Here is a 17,740-nt window from a genome sequence, read left to right as displayed (position 1 = left end):
CGCCGGGATCACGCGGCGCGCTACGGCTGACCGCGACCACCGTGGCCAGGCCGAAGGGGGCGTCTGCGGCGTACCAGCCGCTCAGCACCGGGAGAAGGTCACGCATGCTCGGCTCCTGTCACCGCCACTGCCGGACGGCGCAAGCGTCGCATCCGGGCCCTGGCCTGCGCCGGAGCGCCACGCGCCCACCCGGCCACACCTCCCGCCCAGCGTTAATCCGTTGCCACCGTAACCCCGCCCCTGCTGAACTACCGGAGACGAGTCAGCGACGACCGAGGAGCACTGAGATGCGCGCACCGTTCGTGTCCACCCAGGAAGGAAGGCCCCCCTCATCAAAGGACATGACACCAGGTGCACTTGCTCAACCTCGGGATCCTCGCGCACGTAGACGCAGGTAAGACCAGCCTGACCGAGCGCCTCCTGCACTCGGCCGGAGTGATCGACGAGATCGGCAGCGTCGACGCAGGGAACACCCGTACCGACACCCTCGCGCTGGAGCGCCGGCGCGGCATCACCATCAAGTCGGCCGTCGTCTCGTTCCCGGTCGACGACGTGACCGTCAACCTGATCGACACCCCCGGTCACCCGGACTTCATCGCCGAGGTGGAGCGGGTCCTCGGCGTGCTCGACGGGGCGGTCCTCGTCGTCTCCGCCGTCGAGGGCGTCCAGCCGCAGACCCGCATCCTGATGCGCACACTCCAGCGGCTGCGCATCCCCACGCTCCTCTTCGTCAACAAGGTCGACCGGCGCGGGGCACGTGACGACGACCTCCTCCCGGCGATCTCCGATCGGCTCAGGGCGGCCGTCGTGCCCATGGGTTCGGTCGAGGGACTCGGGACACGGGAGGCGGGTTTCGTGCCGGGACTCGGCCCGGGCGCACCTGCCGTCCTCGCCGAGCACGACGACGACCTCCTCACCGCGTACGTCGAGAACACCGTGTCCTACGACCTCCTGCGCAGGGCCCTCGCCACCCAGACCCGCCAAGTCCTCGTGCACCCCGTCTACTTCGGCTCCGCCATCACCGGCGCCGGGGTCGACGCGCTGATCACCGGCATCAAGGAACTGCTGCCCCCGGCCGAAGGCGACCCCCAAGGCCCGCTCTCCGGAACGGTGTTCAAGGTCGAGCGCGGCCCGGCGGGCGAGAAGGTCGCCTACGCACGGCTGTTCTCCGGCACCCTCCGCACCCGCGACCGGATCACCTTCGGCGAGGCCGGGGAGGAGGGCAAGGTCACCGCGATCAGCGTCTTCGACCACGGTACGGACGTCGAGCACGACTCCGTCCCGGCGGGCCGGATCGGCAGGCTGCGGGGCCTCGGCGAGATCAGGATCGGGGACTCGATCGGCGTACCCAGGAAGGCGGTTGAGCACTTCTTCGCGCCGCCGACCCTCGAAACCGTCGTCGTCCCGGGCCCGGACGCCGACCGCCGCACCCTGCACCTCGCACTCACCCAGCTTGCCGAACAGGACCCGCTGATCGGCCTGCGCCACGACGAGGTGCGCCAGGAGACCGCCGTCTCCCTCTACGGCGAGGTTCAGAAGGAGGTCGTCCAGGCCACGCTCGCCGACGAGTTCGGGGTGCACGTCACGTTCCGCGAGACGACTCCGCTGTGCATCGAGAGGCCCATCGGCACCGGCTCGGCGGTCGAGTTCAACAAGAAGGACCCGAACCCCTTCCTCGCCACGGTCGGTCTGCGCATCGACCCGGGACCGGTCGGCTCGGGCGTTCGGTTCGGCCTGGAGGTCGAGCTGGGCGCGATGCCGTACGCCTTCTTCAAGGCCGTCGAGGACACCGTGCGCGAGACGCTCGGCCAGGGTCTGCACGGCTGGCGGGTCACCGACTGTGTGGTCACCATGACGCACTCCGGCTACTCGCCCCGGCAGAGCCACGCCCACCAGGGCTTCGACAAGAGCATGTCGAGCACCGGCGCCGACTTCCGCGGACTGACCCCGCTCGTCCTCGTCGAGGCGCTGCGGCGGGCGGGCAGCCAGGTGCACGAGCCGATGCACCGGTTCCGCGTCGAGGCCCCGGCCGACACCCTCGCCGCGCTGCTGCCGGTGCTGGCCGCGCTGCGCGCCGTACCGCAGACCACCGAGACGCACGGGTCGCTCTGTGTACTGGAGGGCGAGGTGCCGACGGCTCAAGTGCACGCGCTGGAGCGGCAGTTGCCGGGGCTGACACGCGGGGAGGGCGAGTGGGAGAGCGCCTTCGACCACTACGCGCCCGTCGCGCACGGGATCGTTCCGGAACGGGCGCGCACCGACCATAACCCGCTGAACAGGAAGGAGTATCTGTTGAACGTGACACGTCGAGTGGCCTGAAATCTGTCAACAGGGCTTGCGCCGCGCAGACTTACTCGTGAGTCAGAAGTGTTGACAGTGTCCGGAAATCACCGGACTGTAGTGGACATGACGAATATCCGGGCGCGTTGGATCGTTGTCCTGGTTGTCCTCTGCGGATTCCTGTCGGTGCTGGGCGCTGGGCCGGCAACCGCCGCCACCCCAACCGACTCCCTCTGGTTCGACGGCTCGGCGCTGACCGTACAGAACGGCGGCTTCGTGGACAGTTACGGCCGCCAGGTCGTGCTGCGCGGCTACAACGTCTCCGGTGAGACCAAACTGGCGGAGAACGACGGTCTCCCCTTCGCCTCGGTCGCCGACGCGAAGAAGTCCGCGACCGCGCTGCGCGCCCTCGGCGGCGGCAACTCGGTCCGCTTCCTGCTCTCCTGGGCCTACGCCGAACCCGTACGCGGCCAGGTCGACACCACGTACCTGGCCGCCGCCACCGCCCAGATGCAGGCGTTCCTGGACGCCGGCATCCGCGTCTACCCCGACTTCCATCAGGACCTCTACTCCAAGTACCTGTTCAACAGCGGCAGCTGGTACACCGGCGACGGCGCCCCCAAGTGGGCCGTGGCGCTGGGGAGTTACCCGCAGGAGTCCTGCGGCATCTGCCTCTTCTGGGGTCAGAACATCACCCAGAACGCGGCCGTGACCAAGGCGCAGTACGACTTCTGGCACAACAACTACGGCGTCCAGGACGCCTTCCTCGCCACCGCGCAGTCGACGATGACGTACATCCAACAGCACCTCACCACCGAGGAGTTCGCGGGTGTCGTCGGCTTCGACCCGTACAACGAGCCCTTCGCGGGGACCTACGACTCCGGTCAGACCAGCCGCACTTGGGAACAGAACCTGCTCTGGCCGTTCTACGTGAAGTTCCGGGCGCGGATGGACGCGGCCGGCTGGAGCGCCAAGCCCGCCCTCGTCGAACCGAACCTCTTCTGGAACTCCAACATCTCCAGCCAGGTGCAGGAGGGCGGACTCCTCGACGCGGGCACGCTCGGCTCGCGGTACGTGTTCAACACCCACTTCTACGACCAGAAGGCGATCTCCGGCATCCTGATGTGGGGCAACGCGGCCGACGGCCAGTACGCGACCGACTTCGGCACCGTCCGGGACCGGGCCGCCGCGGCCGGCACCGCGGCCGTCGTCAGCGAGTTCGGGCATCCGCTGTCGGGGACCGTCTCCGGCAAGGCGCCCACCGTACTCAAGGCGATGTACCAGGCCCTCGACTCCCGCCTGCCGGGGGCGAGTTGGTGGTCCAACCCGGCGGGCTCAGGGCCGGTCCTGTCCGGCACGCAGTGGCAGTGGGACATCTACAACGGCCGCCACAGCGAGCTGATGAACGACAACCCCGACAAGGTGCTCACCTCCGGTGACGCCTGGAACGACGAGGACCTCTCCGCCGTCAACATGACCGACTCCGGAACGGTGACACTCCGTCAGGACGCCCGGCTGCTCGACCGGATCTACCCGAGCGCGACCGCCGGCACCACGGTCGCCTTCACCTACGAGGACCGCTCCCGCGACGGCTCGACGACCCTGACCTGGAACCCGGTCCCCAGCACCCTCCCGAACGTGTCCTCGCTGGTCGGCTCCGGCCAGTACGGCCTGCTGATGTGGCGCTCCAACAGCTCCACCGCCCCGACCGAACTCCACCTCCCGGCGTCCTTCCCGGCCGCGTCCACCACCGTGGTCTCCGACCTGGGAGCGATCTCGGGGGTCCCGGCGTACACGTCGTCCACCCCGATCGGCTACGCCAACGAACCGGGCGGCACCGGCAGCCACCGCCTCCTGCTCTCGGCCACCGGCTCGGGAACCCTGCACTACGCCCTGATCACCAACGGCGCGTCGAGCCCCTCCTCGACGCTGCTGAGCGCGGCCAAGTCAGAACTGGCCACGTGGGCGGCAGCGCACAGCTGACAAACGCGACGGCACCGGTCCCCTCGGGGACCGGTGCCGTCGACGGTCGTTCAACTCGCGGGCGGGCTCGTCCAGTCGGCCTGGACATGACCCAGTCGTACGCGCTGCGGATGGTCGCCCACCGGAACGGAGAGCACCTTCTGCCCGGTGGCGAAGTCGATGGCCGTCACCTGGTCGGCGCCGGCCTCCGAGATGACGCAGTCCTTGCCGTCGCCGCTCACGGTCGCCCAGTACGGCGTGGACGCCGTGACGAGCGGGCCCTCCTGGAGGGTGGCCCGGTCCACGACTGTCGCGTAGTTGTCCATCGTCCCGGCGACGCACAGCTTGGTCCCGTCGGGGTTCATCGAGATGCCGTGGTGACGCGAGTCGAGCAGCCAGGTGGTGCGGTCGGTGCTGGTCGCGGGGTTGGCCGGAAGCGTCTTCACGCGGGTGATCTTGTCGGTGGCGACGTCGTACTCCAGGAAGCCGTTGAAGAACGACACCTGGAAGTACAGCTTGGACCAGTCCGGCGTGAAGGCGGCCGGGCGGACCGCGTCCGAGAAGTTCGTGAGGCCGATCGCGTCCAGCCGGTCCCGCATGTCGATGATCTTGACCTGCTTGAACGTGGTGGCGTCGACGACGGTGATGTGCCGGTCGCCCTTGGTCCAGTCCCAGGCCGGATCGTCGAGGGAGGTGGTGACCTCGCCGATCGCCATGTTCCAGATGTACTTGCCGCCGTTGGTGAAGAAGTTCTCGTGCGGCTTGTCGCCGGTGGCGAACTCACCCAGTTCGGCGCCGGTGTCGATGTCCAGCACCTGCACCTTGTTCGCGGTCGAGGCCGAGACCGCGACGCGGGTGCCGTCGGGGGAGACCGCCATGTGGTCGGCGCGGTAACCGGCCACCGGGAAACGCCAGTTGATGGTGTCGGTGGCCAGGTTGATCGACACGACGTCGGCGAAGCTGGGGCGGGAGACGACGAGGGACTTGCCGTCCGGCGTGGAGTACATGTCGTCCACGTACTGGTCGTGTCCCTGTCCGACCTCGTTGTGGATGGACGTGTAGTAGATCCACTTGATCGGATCGGCGTTGATCTCCGCCAGCCGTGCCGCCTTGTCGGGGACGATGTTGATCTCCCCGATCTTCGCGAAGTCGCCGGTGGACTTGATGACGTCCGCGGTGCCGTCCCAGTTGTTGCCGACGAACAGCACCTCGCGCAGAGCGGCGGAGGAGTCGGCTGTGGCGGCCGTCGCGGGAGCGGCTACGGTCAGGACGAGGGCGGCGGCCATGGAGCAAAGGTGCCTGGGTCTGAAGGCAGGCATGACTGCTCTCTTCTGTGAGGTGAGCGGGTGCCGGGTGGGGTGAAGGAATCTGAACACGCGCGGATTCAGAGTTAACTTACTGAAAAGTAAGGACGGACCCCCTTCTCCGCAAGACTGTGGACACGACAAGATTGGCCGATGGTCGACAAGACAGGGGTGTGACAGTGGTGGGCAGGCTCAAGGCGCCGACCGGTCGTTACGGCGGCAAGTCCGCCGAGCAACGGCAGGCCGAGCGGCGCGGACGCTTCCTGGACGCCGCGCTCCAGCTGTTCGGCGACACACCCGGCTACCGCGCCACGACCGTCGCCGCCCTCAGCGAGGCCGCAGGACTGTCCACCCGGCAGTTCTACGAGGAGTTCCGCAGCCTGGAGGACGTCCTGGCCGCCCTCCACCTCCAGGTCAACGGCTGGGCCGAGGAAGCCGTACTCGTTGCCCTGAAATCCGCGGAGGGCCTTCCGCTCGCCGAGCGGTCCACGGCGATCTTCCACGCGTACGCCGCGAACGTCACCGTGGATCCGCGCCGTATCCGCATCACCTTCGTCGAGATCATCGGCGTCAGTGCCCGGCTGGAGGAACAGCGGCTGGCCCGCCGCGCCCGCTGGATCAACCTCATCTGCGCCGAGGCACGGGCCGCCGCGCAGCGCGGGGAGGCGGCGCGGCGCGACTACCGGGTCGCCGCCGCGGCCTTCATCGGCAGCGTCAACGGCCTGCTCCACGACTGGAGCGCGGGCTGGGTGGACGCCACGCTGGACGAGGTCGTGGAGGAACTGGTCCGACAGCTCCTCGGGATCATGCAGCCGCCCGGCTGGAAGCCCTAGACCGAGTCGTCCGTGGCGTGCTCGTTCAGGCGGCGAGCGAGCGCGCGTACGAGATCGCGCAGGGCGGCGGGGCGTTCGATGACGAACGGGCGGTCGAGGGCGGCGAGGACCGGCGGGATCCACTCCAGCCGCTCGGCCCGGATCCGGACGTGGACCCAGTCGGCGCCTTCGCCGGCCTCGGAATCGCCGGTCGGTACCGTGGACAGAGTCGCGATCTCGGCCGGGAGCTGCGTGCGGATGTGCCGCACGCTGCCCCGGACGCGCAGCGACACATCGTGCGTCCATGGCGTGCGCGCGAGGCTGTCCAGCACCGTGGCCGCCGGGTCGAACTCGTCCGGGACGGCGAACGAGCCCGGCCGCACGCTCATGGCGGTGATCCGGTCCAGGCGGAAGGTGCGGACCTCGCCGTCGGCAGGATCGGCGCCGGTCAGATACCACCGCCCGGCGTGCGCCACGAGACCGTACGGCAGGACGGTACGGTCGCTGCCGCGGCCCGTGCGGTCGGTGTAGCCGATCGCCACCGGCCGCCGATGGAGCGCGGCCTCGGCGAGTTCGAGCAGTACCCCCGTCTCCGGGGCGGTGGAGGTACGGGGCCGCGCGGTGAAGTCGGCCGTGTCCAGCAGGGCGTCGAGCCGTCGGCGCAGGGCGGCGGGCAGGACCCGCAGCAGTTTCGCCGTGGCACTCTCGCTCGCGGCGGCGGACGTCGTGACGAGCCCCGCTTTACGGCCGGCCAGCAGCCCGAGCACCACAGCCAGGGCCTCCTCGTCCGTGAGCATCAGCGGAGGCATCCGATAGCCCGAGGCGAGCCGGTAGCCGCCGTAGCGACCGCGCACCGAGTCGACCGGCACGCCCAGTTCCAGCAGATGGCCGACGTAGCGGCGGACCGTGCGCTCGTCGACGCCGAGGCGGGTGGCCAGGTCGGGGACGGTGCGGAGGCCGCCGCCCTGGAGGATCTCCAGCAGGGCGAGCACGCGGGCGGTCGATGTGGTCACCCCGGCAGTCTGCCTCGGATACCGGGCGGAAGCTGTCCGGTATCGGTCCTAGCGTGGGAGACGCCTCTTCATCCGGCACCGCTCACGACCTCTGACAGGAAGCTGCCATGAACTTCGTCTCGATCCGCGTCATCACCGACGACGTCGCCCGTCTCGCCGGTTTCTACGAACAGGTCACCGGCGTCCCGGCCACGTGGTCGACCCCCGACTTCGCCGAACTGGTCACGCCCGCCTGCACGTTGGCGATCGCCAGCACCCGTACCGTGGCCCTGTTCGGCACCGGTTCCGCACAACCCGCCGCCAACCGTTCGGTGATCACCGAGTTCCGTGTGGCGGATGTCGACGCCGAGTTCGAGCGCCTGGCACCCCTCGACTGCGAGATCGTCCAGAAGCCGACGACGATGCCCTGGGGCAACCGCTCGCTCCTCTTCCGGGACCCCGACGGCAACCTGATCAACTTCTTCACGCCGGTCACCCCCGAGGCCGTGGCGCGGCAGGAGAGCTAGCGCAGGGCGCCCAGTGCGGCCAGTACGGGCGCGACGCCGTCCTCGGCGCGCACCCGGGCGCCGAGAGTTCGCGCGCGCTCGGCGAAGGCGGGTTCCCGCGTGGCCCGTACGAGCGCGGCGGACAGGGAGTCGGCGGTCAGGCCGCGCAGCGGTACGGCAGCGGGAGCCACGCCCAGGGTGACCAGGCGTGCGGCCCAGAAGCCCTCGTCGAACTGGATCGGCACCGGCACGGCAGGCACCCCGGCGCGCAGGCCGGCCGCGGTCGTGCCCGCGCCGCAGTGGTGGACCACGGCCGCCATCCGCGGGAACAGTGCCGAGTGCGGGACCTCGCCGACGGTCAGGACGTCGTCACCGGCCGCTTCGAGGCCGCCCCAGCCACGCTGGACCACCCCGCGCAACCCGGCCAGGCGCAGCGCGCGCACGATCTCGGCGCTCAGCCGCTCCGGATCGGGCACGGTGGCACTACCGAGCCCCACGAAGACCGGAGCCGGACCGGAGTCGAGGAAGTCCCGTAGGTCCGGCGGGAGTTGGGCGTCGCCGTCGTACGGCCACCAGTAGCCCGCCACCGTCAGTCCGGGGCGCCAGTCGGCCGGGCGGGGCACGATCAGCGGGCTGAAGCCGTGGTGGACGGGCCAGTCGTGCCGTTCCCGGGACCGGAGCGCGGCGCCGGGGCGGGTGCGGGGCAGGCCCAGCTGGGAGCGGACCTCCGGTACGGCGGTGGTGAAGACGTACTCCACCGCCCGGTTCACCCCGCGCCCGGCGATCCGGTTGCCGACCGTGCCCCAGGAGCCGCCCCCGAGCACCGGCGGCGCGAACTCCCTTGTCGGCGCGAGGGGTTGGAGGTACACGCCCATGCTCGGCAACGACAGCCCTTCGGCGACAGCATGCCCCAGCGGCCCCAACGAGCTGGACAGCAACAGCACGTCACTCGCCCGCGCGGCCGTCAGGAGGCCGTCGGTCATCCGCCCGACCAGGGCCCGCGCCATCGTGACCACCCGCAGCAACTTGCCCCCGCCCGAGGCGCTGCGGTGCAGCCCGCGCCCCCGCGAGGACTCCAACTCGGCTCGGGGATCCAGCGGAAGAGGATGGAAGCCGACGCCCGAGCCCGCCACCAGGGGCGCGAAACTCGCGTGGGTGACGAGGGTGACCTCGTGGCCCGCGCGGACCAGGGCGTGCCCGAGTCCGGTGTAGGGGGCCACGTCGCCCCGGGATCCCGCTGTCATGATCGCTACGCGCACGACGGTCAGTATCGCGTCCGGTGGCCGACGGGTGGGGGATGTCAACTGCCCCTCGTGTCACAGCCGTTGACTTCGGCCCCGGCTGGCTCTACTTTCAGCGCGCCGTTTCGTTCGGCGACCCGATCCAGGTTCGAAATATCGGCAAAGGAGCCGCATGTTCCGCACCCCCGTCCTGCGTGCCCTGGCGATGGCCGCAGCAGTGCTCACCCTGCTTCTCGTCAGCAGACCCGCCCCAGCGGACCCCCTTCAAGCGGCCCCGGTCGCCTCGACGACGCGTCAGATCGCCGTGCCCACCGCCCCGATGGGCTGGGCCTCCTGGAACAGCTTCGCTTCGAAGATCGACTACAGCGTCATCAAGGCGCAGGTCGACGCGTTCGTCGCCGCGGGCCTCCCGGCCGCCGGCTACAAGTACATCAACATCGACGAGGGCTGGTGGCAGGGCACCCGCGACAGCGCGGGCAACATCACCGTCGACACCAGCGAGTGGCCCGGCGGGATGAGCGCCATCGCCGCCTACATCCACAGCAAGGGCCTCAAGGCCGGCATCTACACCGACGCCGGCGCGAACGGCTGCGGCTACTACTACCCGACGGGCCGCCCCGCCGCCGCGAACACCGGCAGCGAGGGCCACTACGACCAGGACATGCTCCAGTTCTCCCAGTGGGGCTTCGACTTCGTGAAGGTCGACTGGTGCGGCGGCGACGCCGAGGGCCTCGACGCGGCGACGGCGTACAAGGCGATCAGCGCCTCGGTCACCAAGGCCACCGCGAGCACCGGCCGCGCGCTGACCCTCTCGATCTGCAACTGGGGCTACCAGAACCCCTGGAACTGGGCCCCGGGCCTCGCTCCCATGTGGCGGACCAGCACGGACATCTACTACTACGGCGGCACGGCGTCCCAGGCGAGCGTGCTCTCCAACTTCGACCAGACCCTGCACCCGGCCGCCCAGCACACCGGCTACTACAACGACCCCGACATGCTCACCGTCGGCATGTCCGGCCTCACGGCGGCCCAGAACCGCACCCACATGGCCCTGTGGGCGATCTCCGGCGCCCCGCTGCTCGCCGGCAACGACCTCACCACGATGACGAGTGAGACCGCCGCGATCCTCAAGAACTCGGATGTCGTCGCCGTCGACCAGGACGCGCGCGGACTCCAGGGCGTCAAGGTCGCCGAGGACACCACCGGCCTCCAGGTCTACGGCAAGGTCCTCTCCGGCACGGGCAACCGCGCTGTCGTGCTGCTCAACCGCACCTCCTCCGCCCAGAACATCACCGTCCGCTGGTCCGACCTCGGCCTGACCAGCGCCTCCGCCACGGTCCGCGACCTCTGGGCCCAGTCGAACCTCGGCTCGTACGGCACGAGTTACACCACTGGCGTCCCGGCGGGCGGCTCGGTGATGCTGAAGGTGAGCGGCGGCACCGAGGCGGCGAGCACGAACTACACCGCCACCTCCACCGGCAAGTACACCGGCGTCAGCGCGGCGAGCACCGGCCTCAACGTCGTCGACGTGACCTACACCAACACCGGCTCCACCGCCGTCACCGGCAGCCTCCAGGTCAACGGCCAGACCGCGACGACGGTCTCCTTCCCGCCGACCGGCTCCAGCGCGGGTACGGTCTCGGTGCAGGCCAACCTGTCCAAGGGATCGGCCAACTCCCTCACCCTGACGGGCAGTTCGCTGCCGACCCTGGGCACGATCAACGTCCAGCCGATCCCGGGCACGAACGGCTCCCTGGTCGTCGGCACCCAGTCCGGCCGCTGCGCCGACGTCTACAACAACACCATCACCAACGGCACCCAGGCCGAGATCTGGGACTGCAACGGCGGCCAGAACCAGGCCTGGACGTACACCTCCCGCAAGGAACTCGTGGTCTACGGCAACAAGTGCCTGGACGCCTACAACAACGGCACCACCAACGGCACGAAGGTCGTCATCTGGGACTGCAACGGCCAGAACAACCAGAAGTGGACCGCCAACTCCGACGGCACCCTGACCAACGTCAACGCGGGCCTGTGCCTGGACGCGTCCGGCGCCGCCACGGCCAACGGCACTCTGCTGATCCTGTACACCTGCGGCACGGCGACCAACCAGAAGTGGACGCTGACCTAGCCGCACCGGCCTCTGAACGGCACATCGTCCCGCCGGTCGTCAGGCCCGGCGGGACCCGCGTCCCTAAGCGAGCGCGACGGTGACCAGACCCGTCGCCGCGAGCAGGGCGCACACCAACAGGCAGCAGGTGAGGGCGCGTTGCCGCAGTCGCCGATACGTCTCCTCGTACTCGTCCCGCAGTTGACGGCCCCGCTCGGCCGTGCGCTGCCACGACAGCCGAGTGAGGGCCAGGTACTCCGCCTCGAACTGCCGCTCCACCTCGCCCCGTTGGCCGTCGGTGAGCCAGTCGAGCCGTGCCGTGAAACGGGCGGCGGCCGTACGGCCCTCCGCGTGGGCGGCGGCGATCAGCAGGTGGCCCTCGATGTCGTTGAGGAAGGCTCCGGTGTCCAGGGGGTGTTCGTCCATCGCGGTCACCGGGGCGTCAACTCCCGTTCCAGGGCCGGGATATCGGCGTGATGGAGGTCGAACGCCGGGGACTCGCTGCGGATGCGGGGGAGCGAGACGAAGTTGTGCCGCGGCGGCGGGCAGGACGTAGCCCACTCCAGTGAGCGGCCGTAGCCCCAGGGGTCGTCGACCTCGACCTTCTTGCCGTACTTCGCCGTCTTCCACACGTTGTAGAAGAACGGCAGCAACGACAGGCCCAGCAGGAACGAGAAGATCGTCGACACCGTGTTGAGTGTCGTCAGACCCTCCACCGCCAGGTAGTCGGGGATCCGGCGCTGCATCCCGTTCACGCCGAGCCAGTGCTGGACCAGGAAGGTGCCGTGGAAGCCGATGAACAGCGTCCAGAAGGTGATCTTGCCGAGGCGCTCGTCGAGCATCTTGCCGGTCATCTTCGGCCACCAGAAGTGGAAGCCGGAGAACATCGCGAACACGACCGTGCCGAACACGACGTAGTGGAAGTGGGCGACGACGAAGTACGAGTCGGAGGTCGAGAAGTCGATGGGCGGGGCGGCGAGCATGACGCCGGTCAGGCCGCCGAACACGAAGGTGATCAGGAAGCCGGTGGCCCAGAGCATCGGGGTCTCGAAACTCAAGGACCCCTTCCACATCGTGCCGATCCAGTTGAAGAACTTCACGCCGGTCGGTACGGCGATGAGGAACGTCATGAAGGAGAAGAACGGCAGGAGGACTCCGCCGGTGACGTACATGTGGTGGGCCCACACCGTCACGGAGAGGCCGGCGATGGAGATCGTGGCCGCGACCAGTCCCATGTAGCCGAACATCGGCTTGCGGGAGAAGACCGGGATGACCTCGGAGATGATGCCGAAGAACGGCAGGGCGATGATGTACACCTCTGGATGGCCGAAGAACCAGAAGAGGTGTTGCCACAGCAACGCCCCGCCGTTTGAGGCGTCGAAGACATGTGCCCCGAATTTCCGATCCGCCTCCAGCGCGAAGAGCGCGGCGGCGAGGACCGGGAAGGCCAGCAGAACGAGGACGGCGGTCAGCAGCACGTTCCAGCAGAAGATCGGCATGCGGAACATCGTCATGCCCGGTGCGCGCATGCAGATGATGGTGGTGATGAAGTTGACCGCACCGAGGATCGTGCCGAAGCCGGAGAACGCCAGACCCATGATCCACATGTCGGCGCCGATGCCGGGGGAGCGGACCGCGTCCGACAGCGGGCTGTAGGCGAACCAGCCGAAGTCGGCCGCGCCTTGGGGAGTGAGGAAGCCACCGACGGCGATGGTCGAGCCGAAGAGGTAGAGCCAGTAGGCGAACATGTTCAGGCGGGGGAAGGCGACGTCCGGGGCGCCGATCTGCAGCGGCATGATCCAGTTGGCGAAGCCGGCGAACAGCGGCGTCGCGAACATCAGCAGCATGATCGTGCCGTGCATCGTGAACGCCTGGTTGAACTGCTCGTTGGACATGATCTGCAGGCCGGGTCTGGCGAGTTCGGCGCGCATGAGGAGCGCCATCACGCCGCCGATGCAGAAGAACCCGAACGCCGTGACCAGATACAGCGTGCCGATCGTCTTGTGGTCGGTGGTCGTCAGCCACTTGATGCTCTTGAGGTCTCTCACGCCCCGCCTGTGTCCGCGCACCGCCCGCACGTCACACTCGACTGACGCGAGGAGAATCACGAAATCGGGTGTGACGATCGCCCCGGTGCCGGACACGAACGGGACATGAGCAACGACGAGAACTTCGCCGCTGCCTATCGCGAGCACTACTGGGCGGTCAGCCGCTATGTTGCGCGGCGACTGGACGGGCGGAGCAGCGAGGTCGAGGAAGTGGTGGCGGAGGTCTTCACCGTCGCCTGGCGCCGCCGTGCGGATCTGCCGCCGGCGCCGTTGCCCTGGCTGTACGGCGTGGCCCGGAACTGCCTGGCCAACGCGGTGCGGGGGTACGGGCGTCGGCGTCGGCTTGTCGACCGGCTGGGCAATGACGAGAGCGCGCATGGTCGGCAGGTTGTGGCCGGGCCAGATGTGGATGCGCCCGGGGCGTGGGTGCATGAGGCGTTGGCGCGGTTGTCGCCGGCTGATCAGGAGCTACTGCGGTTGACGGCGTGGGAGGAACTGGGGGTGGACGAGGTTGCCGTCGTCCTCGGGTGCGGTTCGCGGGCGGCGGCGATGCGGTTGCACCGGGCGCGGCGGAGGTTGAGAGCGGAGATCGATCGCCTCGTGGTGCTTGGAGGGGCGGGGCGTTGATCGAGTATTCTGCGGCGCCGTCGTGGCTGGTCGCGCAGTTCCCCGCGCCCCTTTGGGGCGCCACAGTCGTCCCGGAGGAACATCGCCATGGCTGATGAACTTGAACTCCTGCGTAACGCCAACCCGTTCACCAGCGATGGGCCCCTCTATGGCGATGGGCCGCTTGACCATCGCGCCGAGCGCGGGCTCAACCGGCTGCTGCACGAACGGCGTTCACGGCGGCGCCGGATGCTGTGGGGCCTCGCGGCCGTGACTGCCGTCGCTGCGACCGTGCTCACCCTGGTGGTGGGCGGGCCGAGCAGTACGCCGGCGGTGGCGGCGCCGCGCGCGTTGACGGTGCAGGCGGGCTCCACGCCCGTGTCCCTGAAGCAGCTCGCCGCCCTCGCCGTGGCGACCGCGGTCGACGGAACTCCCGCTCTGCGCAGGGGGACTCACGTGCAGTCCTGGAGTCTCGGTATGTCCGACGACAAGCCGCCGGTCACCATCCCCGAGGAACGCATCGTGCGCTGGAACGCGGACGACAGTCACACGGAACGTGTCGTCGAGGACGGGCATGTCCTCAAGGAGACGACGTTTCCGCCGAGTTGGAGCGATGTCCCGCCCGATGCCCGGCCGCCGCACGACGTGGCGGGACTGCGGGCGTACCTCCAGGAGACGGCGTACAGCAAGACGCCGTTGACCACGCCCGAACTCCTGTCGGCCGTAGGAGAGTTGCTGGACCACTGGACGCTCGGGGCGCGTGAGTCGGCCGCGTTGGCGCGGCTGCTCGCGGGGGCGGACGGGCTGCGGCCGGTGGGGGAGGTGACCGACCGGCTCGGGCGGCACGGGCAGGCGTACGTCTATCAGCAGTCCGCGACCCGCCTGATGCTGATCATGGACCCGGCCACCGGCGCCGTCCTCGGAATGGAGAGCACCTTCACGAAGGACCAGCCCGAGTACGGCGTCAAGGCCGGGGACGTCATGGACTACAGCGCGTGGACGCGCTGATCACACCCCGAGCTGCCGGGCCGCGGCGGTCACCGTCTGTTCCAGGAGCGTGGCGATCGTCATCGGGCCGACGCCGCCCGGCACCGGCGTGATCAACGAGGCGCGTCCGGCGGCGGATTCGAAGTCGACGTCGCCGATGTTGCCCGCGTTGTAGCCGGCGTCGATCACGACCGCGCCGGACTTGATGTCCTCGCCGCGGATCAGCCGGGGGCGACCCACGGCCGCGACCACGATGTCCGCCTCGCGTACCACCGCGGAGAGGTCCCGGGTGCGGGAGTGGCAGTAGGTGACCGTCGCGTCGCGGGCCAGGAGCAGCATGCCGGCCGGCTTGCCGAGGATCGCGCTGCGGCCGACCACGACGGCCCGCTTGCCGGACGGGTCGACGTCGTACTCGTCGAGCAGCCGCATGATCCCGCCGGGCGTGCAGGACACGAAGCCCGGCAGGCCGAAGCTCATCGACGCGAACGACGCGAAGGTCACGCCGTCCACGTCCTTCTCCGCCGCGATCGCCTCGAACGCGGCCCGCTCGTCGATGTGTTCACCCATCGGGTGCTGGAGCAGGATGCCGTGCACCGTGGGGTCGGCGGAGAGTTCGGTGAGGGTGGCGACCAGTTCGGCGGTGGTCGTGGTGGCGGGCAGTTCCACGTGCCGGGACTCGATGCCGGCCTTGCGGCTGCGGTTCTGCTTCATCCGGACGTAGGTGACGGAGGCCGGGTCCGCGCCGACCAGTACCGTCGCGAGACAGGGCGCCGTACCGGTGCGTTCCGTGAGGTCGGCGGCCTTCTTAGCGGTGTCCTCGACGATGCGCCGGGCGAGCGCGATGCCGTCCATGAGCCGTGCCTGAGACATGATCCACTCCTGAGCTGGTTGACCAATCGCCCAGGCGCACGGCATCGACTCCGCGTGGGCCGCTCCACGGTGGTGCTCCACCTCAGCGCCAGTCACGGCCCACCAACAGCCTAACCGACAGTCCTACGACAGCCCCGGCCCGCTCAGCCATGCCGGAAACCCCGCGTCCGACCGGCAGGCGGCGGCGGAAGCGAGCGGGACCGTGCCGCTCGCAGCACCGACCCCAGCAGCGTGGCGGACGCTCGCAGGCCCGCTGCGGAGACCGGTGCCCGCCGTCGAGTCGCAGCGGAGCGTGCGGGTGCCGTGGTCGCCGAGAAGGTCCAGGTCAGACGGGTGTTGATCCGGACCTTCGGCACCAGTCTCGCTAGCCGTCCCATGCCTGGATCATGGTCTGCCGGGTGATCTTGCCGTCCTCCAGCAGGAGCATCGACTCGGCGAGGACACGGGCCCCGTCCGGGTACTGACACGATTCGCTGTAGGCGACCCGGTCCCCTTGTACGACGCACTCCTCCAGTTTGTGCGTCATGTCGCGGCTGTAGACGTCGGCGAGCATCGCGCCGATCTCGTCCCGGCCGTGCAGGACCTTGGGGTGACTGGGCTGGGTCTGGTGGTCGACGACGTGGATCTCGGCGTCGTCCGCGTAGAGCGACAGAAGCGTCGCCGCTGTGTGTTCTTCGATGCCCCGGCGCAGGGCTTCGGAGTCGAAGCCGGGGCGTGCCGCAGTGCCCATGGTGACCTCCTCGGAGGGTCGCGGCCCACACAGGAGCGAGCCGCTACGGGCCTCTCCTACGAGACTCCTCCGCCTCGCCGTGGTCGGCAAACCGGGGGGCGCGCTCCGCCTCACGGGTGAGCGGTGCCCGGTACCCGTGACCGCGCGGGGACCGGCCGCGTTGCTGAGGGCATGATCTCAACACGACGTATTGCCGCCGCCGTTGGTCTCGCCGTCGGGGTCACCGGCCTCGTCGCGCCGATGGCGAACGCCGCCGACGCGCCCGCCTTCAAGGACGGCAAGGTCAGCCCGGTCGCCCTGCTGGACTCGCTCGCGGTGAGCGAGATCCCCGCCGAGCACCGGGCCGAGGTCCCGCGCGTCGCCAGTCAGCTGCAAGGGCTGAACCACCTGAACGACCTCCAGCAACTGCACCAGGTCACCGACATGGCCGCGCCGGTCACGGGACTCCTCCCCGCTGTCGAATAGAGCCTGCGGTATCGAATCTGCTGAGCGCACACTTCTGAGGGCCGTCCGGAAACGGGCGGCCCTCAGCCGTTGCGCGGGATCAGCCCGCCGTCGCCAGGAACTGCGTCGCCGCCAGCTCCGCGTAGAGCGGGTCGGCGGTCACCAGTTCCCGGTGCGTGCCCACCGCGCGGACCCGGCCCGCGTCCATGACGACGATCCGGTCGGCCATCGTCACCGTGGACAGCCGGTGCGCCACGACCAGGACCGTCGTCGTACGGGCCACATCGGCGACGGTGTCGCGCAGGGCCGCCTCGTTCACCGCGTCCAGCTGCGAGGTCGCCTCGTCGAGGAGGAGCAGGCGGGGGCGGCGCAGGAGCGCGCGGGCGATGGCGACGCGCTGGCGTTCGCCGCCCGAGAGGCGGGTGCCTCGGTGGCCGACGAGAGTGTCGGCGCCCTTCGGGAGGCGGGCGACCAGGCCGTCGAGGCGGGTCGTCCTCAGGACGCGGGTGACGGCGGCGTCGTCGGCGTCCGGGTTGCCGAGCAGCAGGTTGTCGCGCAGGGAACCCGACAGGACCGGGGCGTCCTGCTCCACATACCCGATGGCGGACCGGAGCCCGGACAGTTCCCAGTCCGCGAGGTCCCGGCCGTCGAGGGTGATCGCGCCGGACTCGGGGTCGTAGAAACGCTCGATGAGGGAGAACACGGTGGTCTTGCCCGCGCCGGACGGGCCGACGAACGCCGTCATTCCCCGGGCCGGTACCTCGAAGGTCACGCCGTGGTGGACGTAGGGGAGGTCGTCGGCGTAGCGGAAGCGGACGTCGTCGAAGGCGAGGGCCGCGGGTTCGGCC

General features: G+C 69.6%; 17 protein-coding genes and 1 riboswitch. Of the genes, 8 read left to right on the top strand and 9 right to left on the bottom strand.

What is annotated here, in order from left to right:
• Positions 1 to 106 (bottom strand): XdhC family protein (locus tag AC31A1_RS27385; RefSeq protein ID WP_489655886.1); only part of this gene is annotated, 106 nt, incomplete at its 3' end.
• Positions 107 to 351: 245 nt separating this feature from the next.
• Here AC31A1_RS27385 and AC31A1_RS27380 point away from each other — a divergent pair.
• Positions 352 to 2,319: a GTP-binding protein gene (locus tag AC31A1_RS27380; RefSeq protein WP_489655883.1), complete on the top strand. Its 1,968-nt coding sequence runs from the start codon at positions 352 to 354 to the stop codon at positions 2,317 to 2,319.
• A gap of 87 nt (positions 2,320 to 2,406) precedes the next feature.
• Entirely contained in the window at positions 2,407 to 4,263 is a 1,857-nt protein-coding gene (locus AC31A1_RS27375; protein ID WP_489655882.1) for a cellulase family glycosylhydrolase, read from the top strand.
• A gap of 50 nt (positions 4,264 to 4,313) precedes the next feature.
• On the opposite strand, the gene AC31A1_RS27370 is transcribed toward AC31A1_RS27375, so the two are convergent.
• Positions 4,314 to 5,561, bottom strand: a complete 1,248-nt coding sequence (locus AC31A1_RS27370) for a YncE family protein (RefSeq protein WP_489655881.1) — start codon at positions 5,559 to 5,561, stop codon at positions 4,314 to 4,316.
• Positions 5,562 to 5,725: 164 nt separating this feature from the next.
• On the opposite strand from AC31A1_RS27370, the gene AC31A1_RS27365 reads away from it, so the two are divergent.
• Positions 5,726 to 6,379: a TetR/AcrR family transcriptional regulator gene (locus AC31A1_RS27365; RefSeq protein WP_489655880.1), complete on the top strand. Its 654-nt coding sequence runs from the start codon at positions 5,726 to 5,728 to the stop codon at positions 6,377 to 6,379.
• Here AC31A1_RS27365 and AC31A1_RS27360 read toward each other — a convergent pair.
• Positions 6,376 to 7,371 (bottom strand): helix-turn-helix transcriptional regulator, encoded by a 996-nt coding sequence (locus AC31A1_RS27360; RefSeq protein ID WP_489655879.1) that lies wholly within the window; start codon positions 7,369 to 7,371, stop codon positions 6,376 to 6,378. The two genes, AC31A1_RS27365 and AC31A1_RS27360, sit on opposite strands and share 4 nt — an antisense overlap.
• Before the next feature lie 107 nt (positions 7,372 to 7,478).
• Between AC31A1_RS27360 and AC31A1_RS27355 the strand changes: the two genes are divergently transcribed.
• Complete coding sequence (locus tag AC31A1_RS27355) at positions 7,479 to 7,877, top strand: VOC family protein (RefSeq protein WP_489655878.1); 399 nt, start codon at positions 7,479 to 7,481, stop codon at positions 7,875 to 7,877.
• Here AC31A1_RS27355 and AC31A1_RS27350 read toward each other — a convergent pair.
• Positions 7,874 to 9,100 (bottom strand): glycosyltransferase, encoded by a 1,227-nt coding sequence (locus tag AC31A1_RS27350; protein ID WP_489655885.1) that lies wholly within the window; start codon positions 9,098 to 9,100, stop codon positions 7,874 to 7,876. The two genes, AC31A1_RS27355 and AC31A1_RS27350, sit on opposite strands and share 4 nt — an antisense overlap.
• A 169-nt stretch (positions 9,101 to 9,269) precedes the next feature.
• Here AC31A1_RS27350 and AC31A1_RS27345 point away from each other — a divergent pair, with 169 nt between their 5' ends.
• The gene (locus tag AC31A1_RS27345; RefSeq protein ID WP_489655877.1) at positions 9,270 to 11,228 is read left to right on the top strand and encodes an RICIN domain-containing protein; all 1,959 of its coding nucleotides are present in this window, start codon (positions 9,270 to 9,272) and stop codon (positions 11,226 to 11,228) included.
• A gap of 63 nt (positions 11,229 to 11,291) precedes the next feature.
• Here AC31A1_RS27345 and AC31A1_RS27340 read toward each other — a convergent pair whose 3' ends face one another.
• Positions 11,292 to 11,633, bottom strand: coding sequence for a hypothetical protein (locus AC31A1_RS27340; RefSeq protein ID WP_489655884.1), 342 nt, complete (start codon positions 11,631 to 11,633; stop codon positions 11,292 to 11,294).
• Between the two features lie 5 nt (positions 11,634 to 11,638).
• On the bottom strand, positions 11,639 to 13,255 hold the full coding sequence (gene ctaD, locus AC31A1_RS27335; RefSeq protein ID WP_489655876.1) for an aa3-type cytochrome oxidase subunit I: 1,617 nt from the start codon (positions 13,253 to 13,255) through the stop codon (positions 11,639 to 11,641).
• Positions 13,256 to 13,360: 105 nt separating this feature from the next.
• Here ctaD and AC31A1_RS27330 point away from each other — a divergent pair, with 105 nt between their 5' ends.
• Together AC31A1_RS27330 and AC31A1_RS27325 are read left to right on the top strand one after the other, a co-directional pair.
• The gene (locus AC31A1_RS27330) at positions 13,361 to 13,882 is read left to right on the top strand and encodes an RNA polymerase sigma factor (RefSeq protein ID WP_489655875.1); all 522 of its coding nucleotides are present in this window, start codon (positions 13,361 to 13,363) and stop codon (positions 13,880 to 13,882) included.
• A gap of 87 nt (positions 13,883 to 13,969) precedes the next feature.
• Entirely contained in the window at positions 13,970 to 14,869 is a 900-nt protein-coding gene (locus AC31A1_RS27325) for a CU044_5270 family protein (protein WP_489655874.1), read from the top strand.
• On the opposite strand, the gene AC31A1_RS27320 is transcribed toward AC31A1_RS27325, so the two are convergent.
• Both AC31A1_RS27320 and AC31A1_RS27315 read right to left on the bottom strand, forming a co-directional pair.
• The gene (locus tag AC31A1_RS27320; protein WP_489655873.1) at positions 14,870 to 15,718 is read right to left on the bottom strand and encodes a bifunctional 5,10-methylenetetrahydrofolate dehydrogenase/5,10-methenyltetrahydrofolate cyclohydrolase; all 849 of its coding nucleotides are present in this window, start codon (positions 15,716 to 15,718) and stop codon (positions 14,870 to 14,872) included. It lies immediately after the preceding gene.
• 21 nt (positions 15,719 to 15,739) lie between these two features.
• Positions 15,740 to 15,824: riboswitch (ZMP/ZTP riboswitch) on the bottom strand.
• 258 nt (positions 15,825 to 16,082) lie between these two features.
• Positions 16,083 to 16,448: a nuclear transport factor 2 family protein gene (locus tag AC31A1_RS27315; RefSeq protein WP_033280311.1), complete on the bottom strand. Its 366-nt coding sequence runs from the start codon at positions 16,446 to 16,448 to the stop codon at positions 16,083 to 16,085.
• 171 nt (positions 16,449 to 16,619) lie between these two features.
• On the opposite strand from AC31A1_RS27315, the gene AC31A1_RS27310 reads away from it, so the two are divergent.
• Complete coding sequence (locus AC31A1_RS27310; protein WP_489655872.1) at positions 16,620 to 16,913, top strand: hypothetical protein; 294 nt, start codon at positions 16,620 to 16,622, stop codon at positions 16,911 to 16,913.
• 79 nt (positions 16,914 to 16,992) lie between these two features.
• On the opposite strand, the gene AC31A1_RS27305 is transcribed toward AC31A1_RS27310, so the two are convergent.
• A partial coding sequence (locus AC31A1_RS27305; protein WP_489655871.1) for an ABC transporter ATP-binding protein occupies positions 16,993 to 17,740 on the bottom strand: 748 nt, incomplete at its 5' end.

Source organism: Streptomyces sp. P5F9, assembly GCF_057961495.1.
This window is presented reverse-complemented; position numbering and strand designations above follow the sequence as displayed.

Bases quoted from the DNA above. Each gene is read 5' to 3' on its own strand.
- AC31A1_RS27355 (WP_489655878.1), top strand. From the start codon at position 7,479: ATGAACTTCGTCTCGATCCGCGTCATCACCGACGACGTCGCCCGTCTC.
- AC31A1_RS27310 (WP_489655872.1), top strand. From the start codon at position 16,620: ATGATCTCAACACGACGTATTGCCGCCGCCGTTGGTCTCGCCGTCGGG.
- AC31A1_RS27375 (WP_489655882.1), top strand. From the start codon at position 2,407: ATGACGAATATCCGGGCGCGTTGGATCGTTGTCCTGGTTGTCCTCTGC.
- AC31A1_RS27330 (WP_489655875.1), top strand. From the start codon at position 13,361: ATGAGCAACGACGAGAACTTCGCCGCTGCCTATCGCGAGCACTACTGG.
- AC31A1_RS27325 (WP_489655874.1), top strand. From the start codon at position 13,970: ATGGCTGATGAACTTGAACTCCTGCGTAACGCCAACCCGTTCACCAGC.
- AC31A1_RS27315 (WP_033280311.1), bottom strand. From the start codon at position 16,448: ATGGGCACTGCGGCACGCCCCGGCTTCGACTCCGAAGCCCTGCGCCGG.
- AC31A1_RS27370 (WP_489655881.1), bottom strand. From the start codon at position 5,561: ATGCCTGCCTTCAGACCCAGGCACCTTTGCTCCATGGCCGCCGCCCTC.
- AC31A1_RS27345 (WP_489655877.1), top strand. From the start codon at position 9,270: ATGTTCCGCACCCCCGTCCTGCGTGCCCTGGCGATGGCCGCAGCAGTG.
- AC31A1_RS27350 (WP_489655885.1), bottom strand. From the start codon at position 9,100: ATGACAGCGGGATCCCGGGGCGACGTGGCCCCCTACACCGGACTCGGG.
- AC31A1_RS27340 (WP_489655884.1), bottom strand. From the start codon at position 11,633: ATGGACGAACACCCCCTGGACACCGGAGCCTTCCTCAACGACATCGAG.
- AC31A1_RS27320 (WP_489655873.1), bottom strand. From the start codon at position 15,718: ATGTCTCAGGCACGGCTCATGGACGGCATCGCGCTCGCCCGGCGCATC.